11 protein-coding genes are annotated in these 20,827 nt (G+C 45.2%); 7 read left to right on the top strand and 4 right to left on the bottom strand.

The genetic code is table 11. The features are described from left to right. Nucleotides 1-8: 8 nt before the first annotated feature. The 4 genes from BMZ72_RS13055 to BMZ72_RS13040 all read right to left on the bottom strand — a co-directional run bounded on the left by BMZ72_RS13055 (nt 9) and on the right by BMZ72_RS13040 (nt 6,325). Nucleotides 9-3,473, bottom strand: coding sequence for a SusC/RagA family TonB-linked outer membrane protein (locus tag BMZ72_RS13055; protein WP_089808935.1), 3,465 nt, complete (start codon nt 3,471-3,473; stop codon nt 9-11). 89 nt (nt 3,474-3,562) lie between these two features. After that, complete coding sequence (locus tag BMZ72_RS13050) at nt 3,563-4,567, bottom strand: FecR family protein (RefSeq protein WP_089808933.1); 1,005 nt, start codon at nt 4,565-4,567, stop codon at nt 3,563-3,565. Nucleotides 4,568-4,630: 63 nt separating this feature from the next. After that, the gene (locus BMZ72_RS13045) at nt 4,631-5,230 is read right to left on the bottom strand and encodes an RNA polymerase sigma factor (RefSeq protein ID WP_089808931.1); all 600 of its coding nucleotides are present in this window, start codon (nt 5,228-5,230) and stop codon (nt 4,631-4,633) included. A 219-nt stretch (nt 5,231-5,449) separates the two neighbouring features. After that, a complete protein-coding gene (locus tag BMZ72_RS13040) occupies nt 5,450-6,325 on the bottom strand; it encodes an AraC family transcriptional regulator (protein WP_089808929.1) in 876 nt (291 codons plus the stop codon). Nucleotides 6,326-6,608: 283 nt separating this feature from the next. Here BMZ72_RS13040 and BMZ72_RS13035 point away from each other — a divergent pair, with 283 nt between their 5' ends. The 7 genes from BMZ72_RS13035 (at nt 6,609) to BMZ72_RS13005 (ending at nt 20,728) form a co-directional block, all read left to right on the top strand. Next, nucleotides 6,609-7,646 carry a LacI family DNA-binding transcriptional regulator gene (locus BMZ72_RS13035; RefSeq protein WP_089808927.1) on the top strand — a complete coding sequence of 346 codons (1,038 nt, stop codon included), beginning with the start codon at nt 6,609-6,611 and terminating at the stop codon, nt 7,644-7,646. A gap of 486 nt (nt 7,647-8,132) precedes the next feature. Continuing rightward, on the top strand, nt 8,133-11,249 hold the full coding sequence (locus tag BMZ72_RS13030) for a SusC/RagA family TonB-linked outer membrane protein (RefSeq protein WP_089808925.1): 3,117 nt from the start codon (nt 8,133-8,135) through the stop codon (nt 11,247-11,249). Nucleotides 11,250-11,270: 21 nt separating this feature from the next. After that, the gene (locus BMZ72_RS13025) at nt 11,271-13,163 is read left to right on the top strand and encodes a SusD/RagB family nutrient-binding outer membrane lipoprotein (RefSeq protein ID WP_089808923.1); all 1,893 of its coding nucleotides are present in this window, start codon (nt 11,271-11,273) and stop codon (nt 13,161-13,163) included. A gap of 209 nt (nt 13,164-13,372) precedes the next feature. After that, nucleotides 13,373-13,948: a redoxin domain-containing protein gene (locus tag BMZ72_RS13020; RefSeq protein WP_089808920.1), complete on the top strand. Its 576-nt coding sequence runs from the start codon at nt 13,373-13,375 to the stop codon at nt 13,946-13,948. 71 nt (nt 13,949-14,019) lie between these two features. After that, a complete protein-coding gene (locus BMZ72_RS13015; RefSeq protein WP_255373191.1) occupies nt 14,020-15,306 on the top strand; it encodes a c-type cytochrome in 1,287 nt (428 codons plus the stop codon). Nucleotides 15,307-15,776: 470 nt separating this feature from the next. Beyond that, complete coding sequence (locus BMZ72_RS13010; protein WP_089808918.1) at nt 15,777-19,082, top strand: SusC/RagA family TonB-linked outer membrane protein; 3,306 nt, start codon at nt 15,777-15,779, stop codon at nt 19,080-19,082. 32 nt (nt 19,083-19,114) lie between these two features. Then, on the top strand, nt 19,115-20,728 hold the full coding sequence (locus tag BMZ72_RS13005) for a SusD/RagB family nutrient-binding outer membrane lipoprotein (RefSeq protein WP_089808916.1): 1,614 nt from the start codon (nt 19,115-19,117) through the stop codon (nt 20,726-20,728). The last annotated feature ends 99 nt before the right edge of the window (nt 20,729-20,827 follow it).

Here is a 20,827-nt window from a genome sequence, read left to right as displayed (position 1 = left end):
AGCTCTTTTTAAAGAACCAGTTTAATGTTGGCGCCCATACTTCTCAGTGCTGACACACCGAATGCGTCTATTCCCTGTAATCCATTGCCGCTGCTCATGGATACTTCAGGGTCAAACGGTGCGTGGATACTGAAGAAGCAAAGGTTTCTGCCGATCAAACCGACCTGCAGTCTGTTGATCCATTTGCTCTTTAACGGTAATTTACAGGTCAGTGATATCTCTCTCAGCCTGATATTTGTGGCATCGTACATATACATCTCTCCGATGCCTGCTCTTCCTCCGATCGTAGCGTAATATTTGCGTTCGTCGTATTGGGTCGTAAGCGGGGTGCCGTCTTCATATACTGCGTTGATAGTCACACCTCCTGCATCCCGGGCCTTTGCACTGGCTTCGCTGACGCCATAAGCATCCAATACAGAATTGGTGACGCTCATGACTTTGCCGCCGAAACGGCCATCGATCAGAAAACTTAGTGCAAAACTCCTGTAGCTGAGTGAGTTATTCCATCCGAGCATAAACCGGGGATTAGGGTTGCCTACTTTTTTCAGTACGTTGCGTGTTTCAAGATTTCCTCTGCTGTCGATTACAAACTGTCCTTTCTCGTTTTTATAAAGCTCTTTATTGGTATAGATATCTCCCCAGGAACCGCCTTCCTTAATAAAGGAACCGTACATATTCGTAACGAAATCCGTCAGTATATAGTAGTTGTCAGGGCCGGCGCCGGGAATACTATTATTGCTCAGTTTTACCACCTTGTTATTATTGATGGTAAGATTGAAGGTACTGCTCCATTTCAGGTTTGGGTGCTGTATAGGCACAAGATTGACTGCTGCTTCCCATCCCTGGTTCTGGATATTGCCCAGGTTCAGGTAATAGAAAAGATAACCTGAGCCGGAGGGTGCACGTACTTCCATGTACTGCTGATAGTTATTGTTTTTATACCAGGTCAGGTCGATGCCGACACGGTCCTGCAGAAAGCGGATTTCTGCCCCTGCTTCCAGTGAGCGGTTATCTTCCGGTTTCAGATAAATGCCGGGATAAGGCGCGCGGGTATTGAAGTTGACGCGGGTAACACCGCCGGTGGTCTGCAATAAAAAACGGGCCGGACGGGAAGCATAGGGTGCAATGTCATTACCCGCTTTGGCGTAAGATATTCTCGCTTTCGCGAAACTGATCGCTGATGGTAAGGTAAACCATTCACTCAATACGGAGCTTACGCCTGCCGAATAATAGAAGTAACCTTTGTTTTTGATCGGCGTAAATGCAAAGGTGCTCGACCAGTCATTACGGCCTGTCAGGTCCAGGAAAATGCGTTGCTTCCAGTTCAGCTGCGCACTGCCAAATAAGGCCTGCAATTGCTTTTTATCTATACTCTGTTGCGCATCCAGGGCGCTGGCAGAGATGTTGTGTACAGAAAAGATATTGGGAATAACCAGGCCGTCTGCAGCGGTTGGATTGGTACTGACCAGTGCGCGGTCATGCGCCTTTACGTCTGTAATGCTGACACCCAGCATGGTTTGCAGTTTGAAGCTGGGGGATATCTGGCGACTGGCAGTCAGCATCATATCGCCATAGACTTGTGTGTTATGTTCAGCTTCGCGGGTGTAGCGGCCATTCGGTGGACTTAACACCTGTTGTGTTCCTGCACGGGCAGACATCTCATAGAGATCATAACTTCTGTCCACATTCCCTCTGATCTGTAAGGAAAGCCAGTCCTTCAGTTTATATTTCAGAGACAACGAGAACATCGCACGGTTCCTGCTTTCATGACGCTGCGCATTGTACTGTATCCAGTAGGGATTCTGCTGATCATCCAGTCCGGACCAGTTCAGGTCACTGTGGATATTCCACCAGTTCTGTAATGGCAGATTGCGCCGGATATCGAAGTACTGGTATTGTTTGTAGTTGTTAAAGTCCAGTCCTCTGGGCAGGTTGTATAAGCCTGTCAGCGGATTGTAGTAAAGTCCGGAGGAAGGTCTGTTCCGGATATCCTGTATCAGGTATGAGAAGTTCGCATCTACGAGCAGTCTCTTTTTGAGCAGATTCGCCGTAATGCGTGTATTGAAAGTATGCCTTTGCAGATTATTAGCAGGCAAGATGCCTCTGTTCATCGTATTGGCATAGGACAGATAATATTGTGTGTTGGCGGCTCCACCACTGTAGGACAGGCCGTTGGTAGAGGTCAGACCGGTACGGAAGAAGTCCTGCACATGATTACGTGCGTCTGTCTTACTACCCCAGCTGTCAGATGAACCAGGCTGCAGATTGTCTTTGTCATCTTTATAGGGACGGATTGTTTGTCCATAGCGGAATTGCAGGTCCGGTAGTAGTAAGGGTTTATCGATCATCAGATCAGATGATACGTTGATATGTGCTTTACCAGCCAGGCCTCTTTTAGTAGTGATCATGATCACCCCGTTGGCGGCCTGACTACCATACAATGCAGCAGCTGAAGCACTTTTCAGTACACTGATACTTTCAATGTCATCGGGATTGATATTGGAGATGCCATCACCACCATCCCGCCCGCTGGAACCCACGATGCCAGATGACTGGCCCCATATATCTGTTGGTTGTGAAGGCGTGAAATTGGCCATTGGTACACCGTCGATAATGTAAAGCGGCTGGTTCTCGCGGGTGGATTTATTCCCTCTTAAGATCACCCGGGCAGAACCACCAATACCGGATGCACTTCTGTTGATCATGACGCCGGCAATTTTACCCGACAGACTGTTGATCACATTGGCATCTTTGACGGTGGAAATATCTTCGTTCAGCAGCTGCCCCGTGGAGTAGGGGAGTTCTTTATTGCTTTTGGGAATACCCAGTGCCGTCACTACCTGTTCATTGAGACCCTGCACACTCTCAGTGAGTGTAACGTCGACCAGCAGGCGTTCGCTGACACTGATCTCTTTATTGATAAATCCTACGGAACGGAACACCAATACGTCCGCAGGAGCGGCTTTGATACTGTAGTAACCTTCATCATCCGTATGTACGCCTTTATGAGAATCTTTCAGGATGATCGTTGCGCCGGGGATCGGCCGTCCGCGGCTATCTTCTACCCGTCCGGATATCTGGAGCTGTTCATTGCCGTCGGTGGTCTCTGTGCCGGTGCCGCCTGTTTCCGGCATACCGGCCCATACGATGATCTTATCACCTTTTACGAGGAATGATAATCCGGTACGAACAGCTAATTTATCCAGTACTTCCTGGATCGGGAGGTCTTTACAATGAAGGGATATTTTCTTTGTGAGGTCAATGGCAGTTTTATCATAGTGGAAATTGAGCCTGCTTTGTGTGGATACTTCCGCCATGACGGCTGCGAGGGTTTTGTTACTGGCAGCAATGGTGACACATTGCGGACAGGAAACGGATTGTTGGGCACGCAGGGGACTGACTTCCGTCAATGAGGTCATTAACAGGAAGCTGGCAATAATACATACTCTGCAGAAGTATGATTCTCCCATCATATAGCCCCATTTACGTTTAAATACAAAGCAGCTTCGATAGTGAAAAGTTCTGCGCCCGCTGACGGGGCAATTGTACTGTCAGCATATACTTATTTATTCTTTAATAGTACGGTGTCCTTTCCGATGGTGTAGGAAAGTGATTCTGTGAGACAAATGGTTTCAATCACATTTGCCAGGGTTTCCTGTCTGAAGTTGCCGGTGTAGGTCCAGTCTTTTTTGTCGCTCTCGTTGATGATGGTTACGCCGTACCGGTTCTCGATAGCGATGCGTACCTGTTCATAAGATGCGTCTTTGAATACGAGGTAACCTTTTTGCCAGCCAATAGTTTCTTCCGTGTTAAATGTTGTTTTTACCAGCTGTAAAGAGCGGCGGTCAAAGCTGGCCTGTTCGCTTGGCTGTAATATAACAGGGGCCTGAGCGTCGGTGGTGACTTTCACCTTTCCGGTCAGCAGGGCTACAGTGATCTGTTGTTCATGGGGATAGGCGCGTACATTGAAGGTGGTACCAAGGGCGGTGGTGCTGACATTTCCTGCATGCACGGTAAATGCATTTTCAGGCTTCGGGGCAGCGTCAAACCATGCCTCGCCTTCCTCCAGGTATATATCGCGGCTATTGCCGGTGAAATGCTCCGGATAGCGTAAACGGGTGGCGGCATTGAGCACGATCGTACTACCGTCTTCCAGTACCAGTTGTTCCCGGCTGCCTTTGGACGTATTGACGGTGACAAAGCCATCCGCTACGGTACGGTTTGTCTGTGCGATATTTCCTGCCAGCGGTTGTTCCGGTGAAGACGGATTGGCGGCCCGCTGCTTTTGCTGGAAAAACCATGCGCCTGCTGCTACCAGTACGGTTACGGCGGCTGCTACGTAATACCAGGAACGCATGAGGCTGCGTACCGGGGGGGCAGGTTGTATATGATTCATGAGCGTACGCTGTACTGCGGCGAGATCTGCCTGGATCTCGTGCTCTTTTTTAGGCGACGTATACTGGTCGCCAATGCTGTCAAACCACTCTTCGATAACTGCTGTTTCTTCCGGGGTGCATTGGCCTGCGTTATAACGTTCTAATATTTTCCTGATCTGATCTTGCTCCACTGCTTGCAATTTTGAAATGTCCCAATGATAATCTGATGTCGTACCAGAGCGGTAGAAGTACCATTAATTGGCAAAAAATGAGTACATCGCCTGTGTTGTGAGTAGAAACAGTACAAGATCTGTTCTGGCATGATTGGCTCGAAGTATCTTAAGGGCTTTGGTAATCTGATTTTTAACGGTTTGCTGGGAAAGTCCGAGCCTGACGGCTATCTGCTCAACTGTCTGATGCTCAACGCGGCTCAGCATAAAGATCTCTTTCATCCGTTCCGGAAGATGATTGATGGTTTCAAACACATCCTGTGTACGGGTCTTGCTGTCAACCAGTTCGGCAATGCCGCCGGGTTGTACGTCGAAGTGCTCGATCAGTTGTTGCAGGTATTTGCGATAGGTGGAATTTTTACGGTAAATATCAATGATCTTATGTCTGGCTGACTGGTACAGGTAAGACTTCAGGGATTCATTGACACTAATGGACTGCCTTCTTTCCCAGAGAGAGGTAAACAGATCCTGCAGCACGTCCTTGCCGGCTTCAGCACCGTCTATTTTACTGAGGATATAAAGGTATAAAGGCTGACTGTAACGCTCATAAATAACGTTAAAAGCATTTACACTGTCTTGTTGGAGCAGCGATAGTAATTCTTGGTCAGTATAATTACTATACATGGAATACAGAAAAAGAGATTTTGGTTGATAAATGGTTTATTATCAGCAAATAACTCCATTTATATTGGCATCTTTCGTTATCAGCCGGAAGGAAATTAATACATTTTACTCAATTACCAAATAATTTGCAATGGTCTATCCACGCCATGGTGCTTACCTGGCTGAGGATCAGTGCATAGGATTACTATTTTTAGGAGTAAGGCATTATAAGCGTAGATCTCACGCTTCTTTCAGTCTTAATTCGTTCTTATATTCCTTCGGTGTTTTACCGACAATCTCTTTGAAAAAGCGGTTGAAGTTGGAAAGATTTTTAAATCCACAGGAATAGGCAATTTCTGCAATAGACCAGTCTTCCTCGGTCAGTCGCTTACAGGCATGGCCAATACGTACTTCATTGAGGAACTGCACAAAGGATTTCTTTGTACGGTTCTTAAAGAAACGGCAGAACGACTGTGGAGAGAGGTTGGTAATGCTGGCTACGTCCTGCAGGGATATCTCTTTAGAGAAATTACCCATCACATACTTGAAAACTTCGTCAATCTTATGATTGTCTTTTGCATTGAAAGCATGTGAATAACCGGTGCTGGCGAGATACTGTACATCTTTCGTTTCCGCCAGTATCTTAAGGATGCTGAGCAGGGAAATGATGCGTTCCAGTCCTTCTTTTTTAGGCAGGGACAGTATCTGTTCTTTCAGCAGGTCATAGGTGGGGCCCAGTATTTTCATACCGCGCTGCGCCCTGTGAAAGAGATCCGTCAGCGATTTGGTTTCCGGCAAGCCATAGAACTTCTCTCCGAAAATGTCTTTCGGAAAATAGATCACTACAGACCTTGCTTTCAGCTGATCATTGTTTTTGTGGTAGCTTTCGTCATTATACCATACGTGTGGAATGTGTGGCCCCAAAAATACCATGTCGCCTACATCAAAACTTTCAATGCTATCCCCCACGATCCTCTTGCCATTACTTTCCATCACGAATACCAGCTCGCATTCCGGATGAAAATGAAACGGCGTATTGAAATAAGGATCACATCGCTCAATGATCGTGATCTGATTGTCGGCAAATGCCCCCACTTTTATAAGTATGGGTTTCATGTAATTATAATTTAAACTTCCCTTTAACCCTGTAATGACTCTCGAAACAGTAGTAAACACTATCCTGGTATATGACCCCTGCCATTTGCAAGCTGGCAGTAATTAAAATCCCCCTGACAGAACTTTTTCTCAGAAAGTGCCAAATTATCAAATTTTGGTTAAAAAAGCATCATTTATTCGTAATAATCAGATTGAAAAAAATCCGACCCTGATATTATTTTATTTGGCAATCTGCACTTAAGATTCTAATTTTCTAACGAATATCAAACCAAATCTGAATTTCGTGAAAGGAATATCCATTAAAGATATTGCCCAAGAGGCAGGTGTTTCTCCTACAACAGTTTCTTTTGTATTAAATGGTAAAGGCAAAGAAAAAAGAATCAGTGAACAGGTCAGCAAAAGGATCCTGAAAATAGCAGGAAAACTAAAATATAAGCCTAACCAGCTTGCCAGAGGACTGCGCACCGGCAAAACGAAAACTATCGGATTAATAGTAGAAGACATCGCCAACATCTTTTTTGCCAATGTTGCCAAAGTAGTTGAGGACGAAGCTGATAAGTTTGGTTATAAAGTGCTTTTCGGCAGTACTGAAGACAATGAAGAGAAAGCCAAAGGCCTGCTCGAAGTATTGCGTTACCGCCAGGTAGATGGTTATATTATTACCCCTACGCTCAATCTCGACAAGGAAATTGCCGCATTGCAAAAGCCGGTTGTACTGATGGACCGCTATTTTCCCAATATTGCCGATTCCAACTATGTGGTAGTAGATAACTTCCAGGGAGCCTATACTGCTGTCAGTCACCTGGTTGAACAGGGCTACAAAAAGATCGGTATCATCACAACTACTTCCGCTCAGATCCAGATGCAGCAGCGACTGGATGGCTTTGTGGATGCCCTGAAGAAACATGACCTGCCCGCAGATAAAAATGTGATCAAACGCCTTCCTTTTGACCTGGACAGAGCCGGATTCATTCAGGAAATTACGCAGTACCTGCAACAAAATAAAGACCTGGATGCCTTGTTTTTTGCTACTAACTACCTGGGTATCTGTGGGATAGAAAGTATCCGTTCTATCGGTTTGCATATTGGTACTGACATCGGCATGGTCAGCTTCGATGATCATGACATTTTCCGTCTGCACAGCCCTTCTATCACCTGCGTAGCACAGCCGGTAGAAGAAATAGGCCGCCGTCTGATACATATGCTGATCGCAGAACTGGAACATAGTACTGAAGCAAGCGCCCCGCAACATGTTGTATTGTCTCTTGAACTTAGAAAAAGAGAATCATCTATACCTGCTGTTCACCATGTGAACGTCTGATTTCCACATGCCACGATATGGGAAGACTGATACTATGCTATCATTTATTATATCAATTTTCAAAAAATAAGGTATTTCCACACAACATTTCTATGGCGTCCGCCTTTTATGGTCTTTTCATGTTATAGTTTCAGATATTATGTGCGTTACTACTTAGGAATATAACATCATTGTGTCATTTGATTAGTGTGGAACTACTGTATTTTTACCGAACTGTAAGCGAGAACTACTAAAACGTTTTTATAGCATCTGCTCAGGCAGGAAAACGTTATCAACAATATTTAAATCAACTGGAACTAAATCATTCCACCAACTAATTATTCAGGACTCGGGAAATTTCTAAATAATTAATTAACAAAACAGAGGGACAGAAACACGGAAAAACAAACGGGAGCTGCTTAGCTGTATGCATCTATTGCATATCGGTTTAACTGGTTGCATTGTCATATTTTTTATTATCCACATTCATCATCAATCTATCGAACTATGAGAAGATTACTGATCTTTTTATCGCTATTCCTATGCGTATGCTTCAACGTGTCCGCCCAGGATAAACAAGCGGTATCAGGTACTATCAGAGACGCAGACGGCAGTCCGCTGCCAGGCATTACGATCCTCGAAAAAGGCACTAAAAACGGCGCGCTTACAGATGCGGCCGGCTCCTTCAGATTACAGGTAAACCCCAAAGCTGTGCTGGTAATTTCCGGAATCGGTTTTATCTCACAGGAAATAGCCGTAAATGGCAACTCCAGCTTGAATGTAAGTCTGGCAGTAGATAACAAAAACCTCGGTGAAGTAGTAGTAACCGCATTAGGTATCAAACGTGAAAAGAAATCACTGGGTTACGCACTGCAGGAAGTAAGTGGCGATAAACTGGTGGAAGCAAGAGAATCTAACCTGGCAAACGCATTGAGCGGTAAAGTATCTGGTCTCCAGGTATTACGCTCCAGTAACGGTCCTGCTGGTTCTACAAAAATCAACCTTCGTGGTAACAACTCCCTGACTGGTACAAACCAGCCATTGATCGTGGTAGATGGTATCCCTTTGGATAACTTCACCGGTGCTACGAATAACGACTACTGGAACCCTTCTAAAGATATGGGTAACGGTCTGGCAGATATCAACCCTGATGATATCGAAACCATGTCAGTACTGAAAGGCCCTTCTGCTGCGGCTCTGTATGGTTCCCGCGCAGGTAACGGTGTGATCCTGATCACCACCAAAACAGGTAGAAAACAGAAAGGTGCAGGTATCACCTATACTTCTCAGGTAGGTTTCTCCGAAATCTTTGCAACGCCTGACAGACAAAACAGATTCGGACAGGGGAACGAAGGTATTTTCGCCGCAGATGGTACCAGCAGCTGGGGACCGGCACTCGATGGCCAGAGCGTAACTGACTGGTCAGGTAAACAAACTACCCTGCAGGCTTATGATAATGTGAAGAACTACTTCGATAAAGGGTTCAACTTCAAAAACACAATTTCCTTCCAGCAGCAGGTAAGTGAGGGTACATCTGTTTACACCTCTATTACACATCTGACTGATAAAGGTATCATCCCAGGCAGCAAACTGAATCGTACTAACCTGACCGCACGTGCAGTATCCCGTTTCGGTGAGAACAAACGTTGGACAAGTGATACGAAAGTACAGTACATCAATTCAAAGGCGAATAACCGTCCACAGAATGGTGATAACACTGGTAACGTATTCCGTACACTATATGGTCTGCCAACAAACCTTGATATCAGAGATTTCAGCGCTGCTAAAAGAGATAACGGTAAAATGCTGTGGTTCGGTTCTGGTAACGCAGTAAACCCATACTGGGCAAAACTGTATGACCTGAACGAAGATATCAGAGACCGTTTCCTGATGACAGGATCATTAAAATATGATTTCACTTCCTGGTTGAACGCTGAGTTGAAAGCAGGTGCTGACTTCTACGGTACAAATGCAGAAGCAAAACGTTATGCAGGCAGCCCTTCTCCGGCGAACGGCAGCTACAGCCGCAGCAAAGAGACTTTCTCTGAAATTAACTACAGTGCGTTGATCTCTGCGCGTAAAGACAACCTGTTTGGTAAACTGGGTGGTGCGGTAACAGCAGGTGGTAACCTGATGAGACAACAGCGTGATCGTCTGGATGCAAGTGTTGGTGAATTACAGATCCCTGACTTCTTCTTCCTGAACAATGGTAAATCCAATCCAAGTATCACACCATCTTCTTCTGAAAAGAGAATCAACTCCGTATACGGTACTATCGGCGTAAACTGGGATGCTTACTGGTTCGTAGACGTAACACTGCGTAATGACTGGTCTTCTGCACTCAGCAAAGCAAACAGATCTTACTTCTATCCATCTGTGAGCACTTCCCTCATCGTGACAGACATGATCAGTCACCTGGGTGGCGAAGCGCCTAGCTGGTTATCATATGGTAAAGTACGTGCGTCTTATGCAATGGTAGGTAATGACCTTGCTCCTTACAGCCTGTACAATACTTATGATGTAAGTAAAGACCCTAACGGTAATACCGTTGTGAAAAGAAAGAACATCCTGTTCGATGCGAATGTAAGAAGTGAGCTCATTAAATCTACTGAGGTGGGTGCTGAACTGAAGCTCTTCAAAAACCGCCTGAGCGTAGACTTTGCATGGTATAAATCCAACGCTACCCGTCAGCTGATCGATCTGCCAATGGACCCACTGAGTGGTTACTCCAGCAAAAAGATCAACGCTGGTAATATCGAAAATACAGGTATCGAGTTAATGCTGAATGCACGTGTAGTAGAAAACCCATCCGGTTTCTCATGGGACCTGGGTGCTAACTTCTCCAACAACAAAAACACTGTAAAAGAAATCGCGCCGGGTGTTTCCCTGTATTCTTTAGGTGGATTTGATGATGTGCAGATCTATGCAGCAGCTGGTGAAAAATATGGTGAGATCTGGGGTACTGCATTCCAGAGAGTAACTGATCCTGCCAGCCCTGCTTTTGGCAAAATGATCGTGAATGCAAGTGGTTATCCGCTGGCTTCCGCTAACAAGGTAAGATTGGGTAATCAGCAGCCAACAGCGATGCTGGGTATCACCAACACTTTCTACTATAAGGCACTGTCTCTGGGCTTCCAGGTAGATGGCCGTTTTGGTGGTAAAATGTTCTCTGGTACACTTTCTGGTTTACAGAGAAGTGGTGCAGCAGCAGAAACTGTTGTGAATGGCAGACGTGATGATATCGTTGTGGATGGTGTGATCTATAATGATGCAACCAAAACATATGATCCAAATACAGTTGCTGTAAGACCTGAGCAGTATTTTGCAAACGCACTGAATGGTACTAACGTAGGTATCGTGGAAAACAATCTGTATGATGCATCAAACATCCGTCTGAGAAATCTGAACGTTTCTTATAATCTGCCTTCCAGATTATTATCTAAAACGCTGATCCAGAGAGCGAGCGTAGGTCTGTCCTGCACAAACGTATGGCTCATCTCCAGCCACATGAAAGGCATAGATCCGGAGTCTGTATATGCGACTAACACGAATGCTATTGGTTTTGAAGCCGGTAGTGCGCCTACTTCCCGCACTTTCCTGTTCAATTTATCCGTTAGTTTCTAATTGCTGAAAAAAAGAGATTTTATGAAAAGTATAATAAAGAGTGCTTGTATATTAATGGCCGGTAGCATGCTGTTTCAGTCATGCTCCAAATTCGAGGAGATCAACAACGATCCGAATTCGGCAAACGAAAATCAGGTTGAGGTTGAATATGCGATCAACGGTTCTATTACCGGTGCGCAGATGAACCCTGACGTAGCGGAACGTTCTTTCGTACTGTACTGGAAAACAGCCGGCCGTCAGCACAGACAGGGTGGTTTATCCAGTGGTGGATATGATGACGGATGGACAACCGCTTACTACAACCAGGTATCTGGTTGGCTGAATGGTGCGAATCTGGCAGTGCAACTGGCAGATTCAAGAATTGCTAACAACACCGCGAAACCATACACCAAAAATCTCTTACAGGTTGCGCGTATCTGGCGTGCCTACCTGTTGAGCGAAGCGTCTGATAACTTTGGTCCAATGCCGATCGAAGGCTTCCAGGGCTCAAACCCATCTTTCTCCAGTGTGAAAGATGTGTACTACTACGCACTGAAAGAACTGAGCGAAGCCGTTGCAGCTATCGACGAATCAGTAGCTAATGCAGATGGAGTAGGTAGTTTTGATCCGGCATACGGTTTCAACTATGCAAAATGGAAACGTTATGCGAACTCTCTGCGTATGCGTCTGGCAATGCGTTTGTCTGAAGTAGATGGTGCAAAAGCGAAAGCGGAATTTGAAGCAGCGGCTGCTTCAGGTATGCTGATCACTGATGCTGATCATACTTTCAAAGTACAGGAGAAACCAGGATGGGATGACCTGACTGGTGTAATGAGCCGTGAGTGGAACGCACAGCTGCTGTCAGCTACACTGAACAACCTGTATATCGGTCTGGGTGGCGTTACTTCTCAGCAACAGCTGCCGGATTCCCTGCAGGCCTATATCAAACCTGCTGCTTACATCGGTCTGAAGTTTGCCAATCACATGGCATCCATGTCTAACGAACCAACGATCGGTTACTGGTTTGACGGTCTGCATGAAGTAATGGACCCACGTGCTTATAAAGCATTTATCATTCCTGGTCAGTTTAACAACGCAGATTTCTCTCCTTATCCAACCTATACCAATGATGCGAAAACTGTAAAACGCAACATGGATGGTTATGGTGAAGTAGATGCTACATTTACATGGAATGCTTCTACTACCGGTGACTGGGGTGAGAAAGGGGCTAAGAACTTCCTGTATACCTACCCTGGTACAAATCCTCGTCTGGCACAGCGTTTCAGAAACAGTACTTCTCAGCGTATCTTCTTCGGACCTTGGGAAACTTATTTCCTGATGGCAGAAGCTGCTGTAAGAGGCTGGGCCACGCCGGTAGCTGCACAGGCTGCATATGAAACAGGTATTGCAAAAAGCTTCGAATACTGGGGTGTAACGCAATTCCTGGGTACATACCTGACTTCAACTGCCTACAATAACGTTGGTACTTCCGTAAGCTGGGGACATACCGCAGAACCTCCTGCTACACACGCGATGAACTACATCGATGCTTATACAAAAGCGCCTGGTACTGCTAACATCCTTTATCCTTCCAACACACTGTATAAAGGTGGTACTGTTAAGAACGACGCGTTGACGAAGATCATTACACAGAAATTCATTGCGCAGGTACCTTGGTTACCACTGGAATCATGGAACGATCAGCGTAGATTAGGTCTGCCGTTCTATGAAAATCCGGCGATCGAACGTCCGCTGCCAAACCTGCCGGCACTGACTGCCAGCAACTATATGACCAGCGACATCAAGTTCTTCCCACAGCGTATCAGATACCCGAGCAGCCTGTCTAACAGCAACCCTGCCGGTTATCAGCAGGCCGTTTCTCTCCTTGCAGGAACAGATGCTGTACTGACGCCGCTCTGGTGGGCTAAGCACTAGTACTCATGAGATATAAGGAAAACTCCATGCATCATGCATGGAGTTTTTTTATTACCTGTTTTATTGTATCTTGCTTCCACGTGAAAAACATCTAAGGGATTTAATCAACCGGATCATCTGTAAGAATCTATGAGAGCCTGAGCGCTGGTTGTGTACCACGCCGCATCATCAACGATCGGATTTATTGTTATGAGAAAACGAAAGTCACTATGCCTAAACTACTTGTGTGTGTCCTGTTGGCAGGACTGCTATCCTTACAAACCACTACGACAAAACTGATAGCAGGTACCGGATTTACAACAGGAGAGAGCCTGAAAGATTACAACGGAAAAACGCATAGCATAAAGCCAAGAGGAAAAGCAGTTGTATACCTGTTTCTTTCACCAGAGTGTCCTTTATGTAAAAACTATGCCCCCGTGTTGCAGGCAATGCAGCAGAAATATCCTGAAATACAGTTCTATGGTATCGTGAGCGGCAAAACGTTCACGAGAGAGATAGTTGCGGAATATGCCAAAGACTACAAAATTACTTTTCCCATACTAATGGACCCTGACAAACATGCAGCAGCATCACTGAGAGCAACCGTTACACCGGAAGCCCTGCTGATAGGAGAGAACGGACGGGAATATTACAGAGGACTGATCGATGACTGGGTGACCGGTCTGGGTACCAAACGTGCGAAAGCAACAAAGCTGTACCTGTCGCTGGCGATAGAAAACCTTTTGTCAGGAAGCGATCTGACTTATGCTACACAACCGATCGGTTGTCTTATCAGTAACTATTAATTCAATATGCCAATCAGGCGAGTATGCGGTGCAGGGTTGTAATAATTTTACTGTCAATATTTTTATGGGAGATGTCGGCTGCGTCAGCGCAGAAGATTACATGGAATCAGCACATAGCGCCGATCATTCATGCTAATTGTACACCTTGTCATAAAAAAGGAGATGCTGCACCGTTTGAACTTATGACATATGATGATGTTGCCAAAAGGGCCACATTTATAAAACAGGTCACCCAAAGCAGGTACATGCCACCATGGAAAGCGGATAGTCACTATACTTCTTTTGCTAATGAAAGAAGACTGACGGACGAAGAGATTGCCATGATCGCTGAATGGGCTGACAATAAAATGCCGAAAGGAAAAGAGGTGGCCCCACAGGAGGAAGTACATTTCGTTGAGGGAACACATTATAACCGTAAGCCGGATACCGTGCTGCAGATGCCAAAAGCTTTTCATATCCAGGGCGATAATAAAGAACGGTTTATTGTGTATAAGATACCGTTTGAGTTAGCAGCTGATATGAATGTGGAAGCGATCGAATTTGTGTCCAGCAACCGGAAAGTGATCCATCATGCAAATTATGAGATTGACGCAGTACCTGACCAGAATCTGGATATTTACGCCGGACAGGATTATATCAATCTCACAGAAGATGACCGGAACAAGTATGTGCAATATGTGCCGTTTCGCCAGCATATGATCTACTACGGCGGATGGATTCCTGGTGCTACCTGTGAATCTTATCCCAAAAACATCGGCTGGATAATGCCAAAGCGTGGTGTCATATTGCTGACATTGCACTATGCACCAGTTGGAAAAGAAGAAGATAATATCAGTGGGATCCAGTTGTTTTTCACCAAAACGCCAGTCAAAAGAGAGATCCGGGCAGTCAGTTTCGGATCGGGCGGAGTGGGTGAGAAAGACATTGACCCTTACTTTTATATACCGGCGGATGCAGTGAAAACCTTCCGTCTGAAAGTTACAGTGCCCGAAGATCAGTCAGTGATGTATGTGTGGCCACATATGCACTACATCGGCACAAAGTTTAAAGCATTTGGCGTTACACCTACTGGAGACACCGTTAAAATGGTATCAGTAACTGACTGGGACTTCAAATGGCAGGAGGTCTACTGGTATCCGAAATTGTTGAAGTTACCCAAGGGTACAATCATCCATATAGAGGCGACCTACGATAACACCGCTGCTAACCCGGCTAACCCATCGTCGCCACCACGGCTGATTTACTCGAGTGGAGATATGAAATCGACAGATGAAATGTTAACACTTGTGATGCTTTACCTGACATATGAGAAAGAAGACGAAACTATTAACCTGAAAAATGAAAGCAAAGTGAAATAAGGACTAATACTATTTTCTTATTTCTTTGTGAAATATTATCATTTTAACCCAAATGTTAACTAGAACACAAAAATCTGTTAAATGTTTCTTGCTCATTCTGTTTTTATTTTTTAGCTTGGCGTTCAGAAGTGAAATAATAATATTATTTAATGTGTGATTTGAGGAAAGCGAAAGAATAGGGACATGTAGAACAATGGAAATTCAACAATGGAAGTAGCGGGAATAAATATCTAAAATACCTATGCCGAATTATTTATCCCCGGTACCATTTTCGTAAGCTAGTCTATTGTAAGAAGAAGGAAACTGTGCCAGGCGGTATATCGAAATCTGCTTTTTAATCTCAGCATTGCAAGTAAATTTTTTATGAAGGAACATAAATGTGTTACCTCTTAATGGGAGAGGTGCATCTATACCTGTGTGTTTCATAAGGACTAAACAAAACATAATAAACTAAAATCCAAAAGAAAGCTATGCGAAGATCTCTCTTAGTGTGTACATTGCTTTTCTTATGCTGCTGCTTTACTGCTTTAGCACAGACTAAGATAGCAGTGACGGGAACTATCAAAGATGCCAAGGGTACTCCTCTCCCTGGCGTAACCGTTAAAGAAAAGGGTGTTTCTAATGGCGCTATGTCAAACCCGGACGGGTCTTTCAAGCTGTCGGTTTCAGCTGAAGGCACATTAGTCGTATCGTATGTAGGGTTTGTTACCCAGGAAATTCCTGTTGCCGGAAAAACTTCTATCAATGTTACATTGGAAGAAGATAACAAAAACCTGAATGAGGTAGTTGTTACTGCAATGGGTATTAAAAGAGAATCACGTGCACTGGGTTATGCCGTAAGCACTGTGAGCTCTAAAGAATTAACGCAGACTGCCAGCCCTACCATCGGTTCTGCACTGTATGGTAAAGCTGCGGGTGTGAAGATCATCACTGCTCCAGGTGGTGCTGGTGGCGCCGTTTCTGTACAGATCAGAGGTGTCTCTTCTATCGGTCTGAACACACAGCCACTGTATGTAATTGATGGTGTGCCTGTAAGAAACTTCAGCAATCCATCATCTAACACCTTCGGTACAAGCAATGGCCGTATCGATAATAACGGTGCTGGTGACATCAACCCACAGGACATCGAAAGCCTGACTATCCTGAAAGGTGCGAGTGCAACTGCGCTGTATGGTTCTGAAGCAACCAACGGTGTTGTTGTAATCACTACCAAGAAAGGTGCTAAAGGCAGAGGTCTGGGTGTTGAATTCAACTACGCTTACACACAGGAAAAACTGGCTAGCTCTCCTGACTATCAGAACGAGTACGGTCCGGGTTACAACCCTGCACTGAACCTGTCTGCTACCGGCGGTCAGAGTGCTGAAGGTTGGTTCACTGAGCCAGATGGCGCTATCCACCCTTACTACAGAGCTTATGGTCAGTTCGGTGCGAAATTCGACGGCCGTGAGGTAACTTATTTTGATGGAACAAAAAGAAAGTATGAGGCACAGCCTGATAACTACAAAGATTTTTATCAGACTGGTTACAACTCTAGCGCTAACGTAGCTATTTCCAATGCAAATGATAAAGGTAGCTTCCGTTTCTCTTATACCCGCCTTGATTATAAGAGCATCATGCCAGGAAGTAACCTGTACAAAAATAACTTCAACTTCAACGGTACACTGAAGCTGCATGAAAGAGTAACATTAGATGTGATCTCTACATACAACAACTTCTACAACCACAACCGTCCAAACGTTCTGAATAACGTAACTAACTCTTATGGTGGTTATTTCAGCCGTTTCGATGATATGAATGTCTATAAGACAAGATTCCAGACCAGAGATGGTTACAAGTATGTACTGTACAACAACACCAGCTATGGTCAGGAAGATAAATTCCTGTACAATATCAGAGCTAGCCAGTTGATGGACTACTTCTGGGATAACCTGCGTAACAGCTTCAACGAAACGCAGAACCGTTTCGTGAATAACGCAACCCTGAGCATCAGAGTGCTGGATAATCTGACCCTGAGAGGTAGAGTAGGTGGAGATTTCACCAACATGTCCTCTGCAGATATGAGATACAACGAAAGACCTGCAAGGCTTGGTTATAGCGGTATGTACGCTACAGATTCCAGAAACAACAACATATTCTATGGTGATGCGATGGCAATCTACAATCCTAAGCTGACAAAAGATCTGGATATGACCGTAACAGGTGGTTACACTGCTCGTAAGACTACTTACAGATATAACAGAGTAGCAACCAACGGTGGTCTGGTAACTGAAAACTGGTTCAGCGTAGGTAACTCTGCGCAGCAGCTGAACGCAAGCTCAGAACGTGCTACCCAGTATGATGTTGCTGGTTTCGGTATCCTGAACTTCGCTTATAAAGGCTTCCTTTACGTAGAAGGTACTGGTCGTTATGAGTCTACAAGTACACTGCCTGTAGCTGTAAACTCTTACTTCTACCCATCCTTCAACGCAGGTTTCATCCTGTCTGAAGTGGTGAAACTGCCAAAAGCGATCAGCTATGCTAAGTTCAGAGGTTCTTACGGTTTCGTAGGTAACCACCCGAACCTGTATCAGTCTAACGTATTGTACACTCAGTACGGTGCTACTTATAACAACGCTAACTTACTGTACCAACAGCCTAACGGTACTCAGTTCGGTAACGGTAAGCTGAGATCTGAGAAAAAGAGAGAGTCTGAATTCGGTCTGGAAACAAGACTGCTGAACAACAAGATCAGCGTAGACCTCGCTTACTATAACAACAAGGTATCTAACCAGATCCTCTACAGATCAGTAGCTACATCTTCCGGTGCTTCCAGCCAGATGGTAAACGCAGGAGATATCTCTAACTTCGGTTTTGAAGCTGCTATCTCTGCAACTCCGATCGAAAGCAAAGACTTCCGTTGGAATACCCGTTTCAACTTCGCTATCAACAGAAACAAACTGACAAGCCTGCCTAATGGCCAGACTTTCCTGGATAGCAGAAGCGTTGACAACGGTTATGCAATTATCCGCTCTCAGGTAGGTGATGCATTAGGTAATATCTATGTACACCCACACAACTACGATGCGAAGGGTAACAAAATGGTTGACGAATATGGTCTGTATACCATCAACACCAGCGAATACGTTCAGGCAGGTAACATCATGCCTAAACTGGTGGGTGGTTTCTCCAATACCGTTAGCTACAAAAACTTCTCTCTGGACTTCACACTTGACTACCGTTTCGGTGGTAAGCTGATCTCTACTCCGACTTATTACATGATCGGTGCTGGTATGTTCAAATCTACCCTGCAGTACAGAGATGCTGCTCGTGGTGGTCTGTCTTACAACCCAACTGGTGATGAAGCGTCTCAGGATCCTGCTAAATACACTTATGTACTGGCTGCTAATGGTTCCCGTCACGACGGTATGATCCTGCCAGGTACTAAAGCTGATGGTACTCCGAACGACAGAGTGATCTCTGCTGCTGACTACTACATGAACAACTTTACATGGGGTGGTAACGGTGACTACACTGGTGCAATCTTCAATAACAACTACATCAAGCTGCGTGAAGTAGCGCTGAACTACAACATTCCTCAGTCTATCTCTGATAAACTGCACTTCCAGGGTCTGCAGGTGTCTGTGATCGGTCGTAACCTGCTGTATGTTTACAAATCTCTGCCTTACGGTCTTGATCCTGAGGTTGCGATTGGTTCAAGCTGGTTATCTCAGGGTATCGATGATGGTACTGCTGGTCCTACCAGAAGCTTCGGTGCTAGCATCCGTGCTCGTTTCTAAGATGTATTGTAAAATTGGATAAATAGAAAATAATGAAAAGAATCTTCATAAATATAGCCCTTGTCTGCACGCTGGCTGGCCTGTTCAGCTCCTGCGCTAAAAAGATCGAGGAGTCTTATAACAACCCGGAGAAAATCTCTGAGGGTTCCTTAAGTAAGCTCCTGTCAGGTATGTACCTGAACAAGAGAATACACCCTTCCTATTACGATTACTACACCTTTGTGATGCCGGTACTGGCTAACTATTCACAGATGGTAGCAACTGCTCCTGGTAATCAGATGTACTTCCCGAACCCTTCCTACCTGGAAGGTCGCTGGACAGACTTCTACGCAGGTGTACGTGCTGACGATGGTGGTAGCCCGGATTATAACTACAATGGTCCTGGTATCATGAGTAGCTATCGCGAAATGCAGACTACTATTGGTCAGATGTCTGCTGAACAGCAGTCAAGAAACCAGGTGTTCCTGAAATGTGCGGAAGTATTGGTATACGACCAGGCTGCGCAGATGATCGATATGTGGGGTGATATTCCTTTCTCTGCATCAAACAGTCTGAATACACCTGATCGTACTACTACAAATGCACCATATGATGATTCAAAAGCACTGTATACCAAAATCATTGCTGATCTGAAATCGATCAACACTTACCTGGATACAGTAACGCTTGCGAGCGATGTACAGTCTGAACTGACTGGTTCCGACATCCTCCTGAAAGGTGACCTGGTTGCATGGCAGCGTTACGCAAACTCTCTGCGTCTGCGTCTGTTAATGCGTATCTCTAACCCATCAGTTGACGAAGCAACAGCAAAAACAGAAGTTACTGCTATGCTGAGCAATGCTACTACTTACCCGCTGATCACTTCCAATGCACAGAACGTTCTGTTCAAAGAAAGTCCAACCGCTGTAAGAAGTGACCTGGTTGACGTATTTACTGGTTATCCTTTCGCTCCGGAATATCTGATCAATACCGTACAGGAAGCTAATGGAGATCCTCGTCTGGCTGTAATGTTTGATGAAGATGATAAAAATGGTTACAAAGGTTTCCCCTGGAATGGTAGTGTAGGTGACTACGACAATCAGGCCCGCCTGTACGCTGTATTCGATACTGCTACTTTCACTTACAACGACAACGTTCCAGGTGTTATCATCACCGCTTCTGAAGTTAGCTTCCTGAAAGCTGAAGCTTTCGAAAGATGGGGTCTTGGCGATGCAGCTACTGAATATACCAATGGTGTTAGACAGTCTATCGACTTCTACTACGGTATCAACCAGTCTGCTATCAAGAGACAAGGTCAGAACAACTTCTCCCGCGCTGCACTGGCTTCTCCGGCAGCTGCTGATGTAAATACGTTCCTGGCTAAAGCGGCTATCGCTTACACCGGTACTACTACAGAAAAACTGCAGAAGATCTATCTCCAGAAATGGGAGCACTTCTTCGTACTGCAGGCCGGTCAGGCATGGGCTGAGCTGAGAAGAACAGATTATCCTGCGCTGCAGTTCCCATCTGTTGGTAACTCTCAGGCTCCAACGCCTCCTAAACGTCTCCTGTATCCAAACAGCGAGAAACTGTACAATGCTAGCGAGTATAGCAAAGTTTCTTCTAAAGATACCCGCGACACGAAAATCTTCTGGGATGCTCAGTAATCTCCAGTAATGATATCCGAAAAAGGGCCGGCATTATGCCGGCCCTTTTTTTTGCCCCTGCCTTTCCCCGTTTTTTTCTACCTTACAGTTCTTAACTGA

It is taken from the genome of Chitinophaga sp. YR627, from assembly GCF_900114995.1.
Classification (GTDB): domain Bacteria; phylum Bacteroidota; class Bacteroidia; order Chitinophagales; family Chitinophagaceae; genus Chitinophaga.
Note: the sequence above shows the minus strand (reverse complement) of the source record. Positions and strands in the feature narration are given on the sequence as shown.

Bases quoted from the DNA above. Each gene is read 5' to 3' on its own strand.
- BMZ72_RS13055 (WP_089808935.1), bottom strand. From the start codon at position 3,473: ATGATGGGAGAATCATACTTCTGCAGAGTATGTATTATTGCCAGCTTC.
- BMZ72_RS13045 (WP_089808931.1), bottom strand. From the start codon at position 5,230: ATGTATAGTAATTATACTGACCAAGAATTACTATCGCTGCTCCAACAA.
- BMZ72_RS13040 (WP_089808929.1), bottom strand. From the start codon at position 6,325: ATGAAACCCATACTTATAAAAGTGGGGGCATTTGCCGACAATCAGATC.
- BMZ72_RS13030 (WP_089808925.1), top strand. From the start codon at position 8,133: ATGAGAAGATTACTGATCTTTTTATCGCTATTCCTATGCGTATGCTTC.
- BMZ72_RS13025 (WP_089808923.1), top strand. From the start codon at position 11,271: ATGAAAAGTATAATAAAGAGTGCTTGTATATTAATGGCCGGTAGCATG.
- BMZ72_RS13020 (WP_089808920.1), top strand. From the start codon at position 13,373: ATGCCTAAACTACTTGTGTGTGTCCTGTTGGCAGGACTGCTATCCTTA.
- BMZ72_RS13015 (WP_255373191.1), top strand. From the start codon at position 14,020: ATGTCGGCTGCGTCAGCGCAGAAGATTACATGGAATCAGCACATAGCG.
- BMZ72_RS13010 (WP_089808918.1), top strand. From the start codon at position 15,777: ATGCGAAGATCTCTCTTAGTGTGTACATTGCTTTTCTTATGCTGCTGC.
- BMZ72_RS13005 (WP_089808916.1), top strand. From the start codon at position 19,115: ATGAAAAGAATCTTCATAAATATAGCCCTTGTCTGCACGCTGGCTGGC.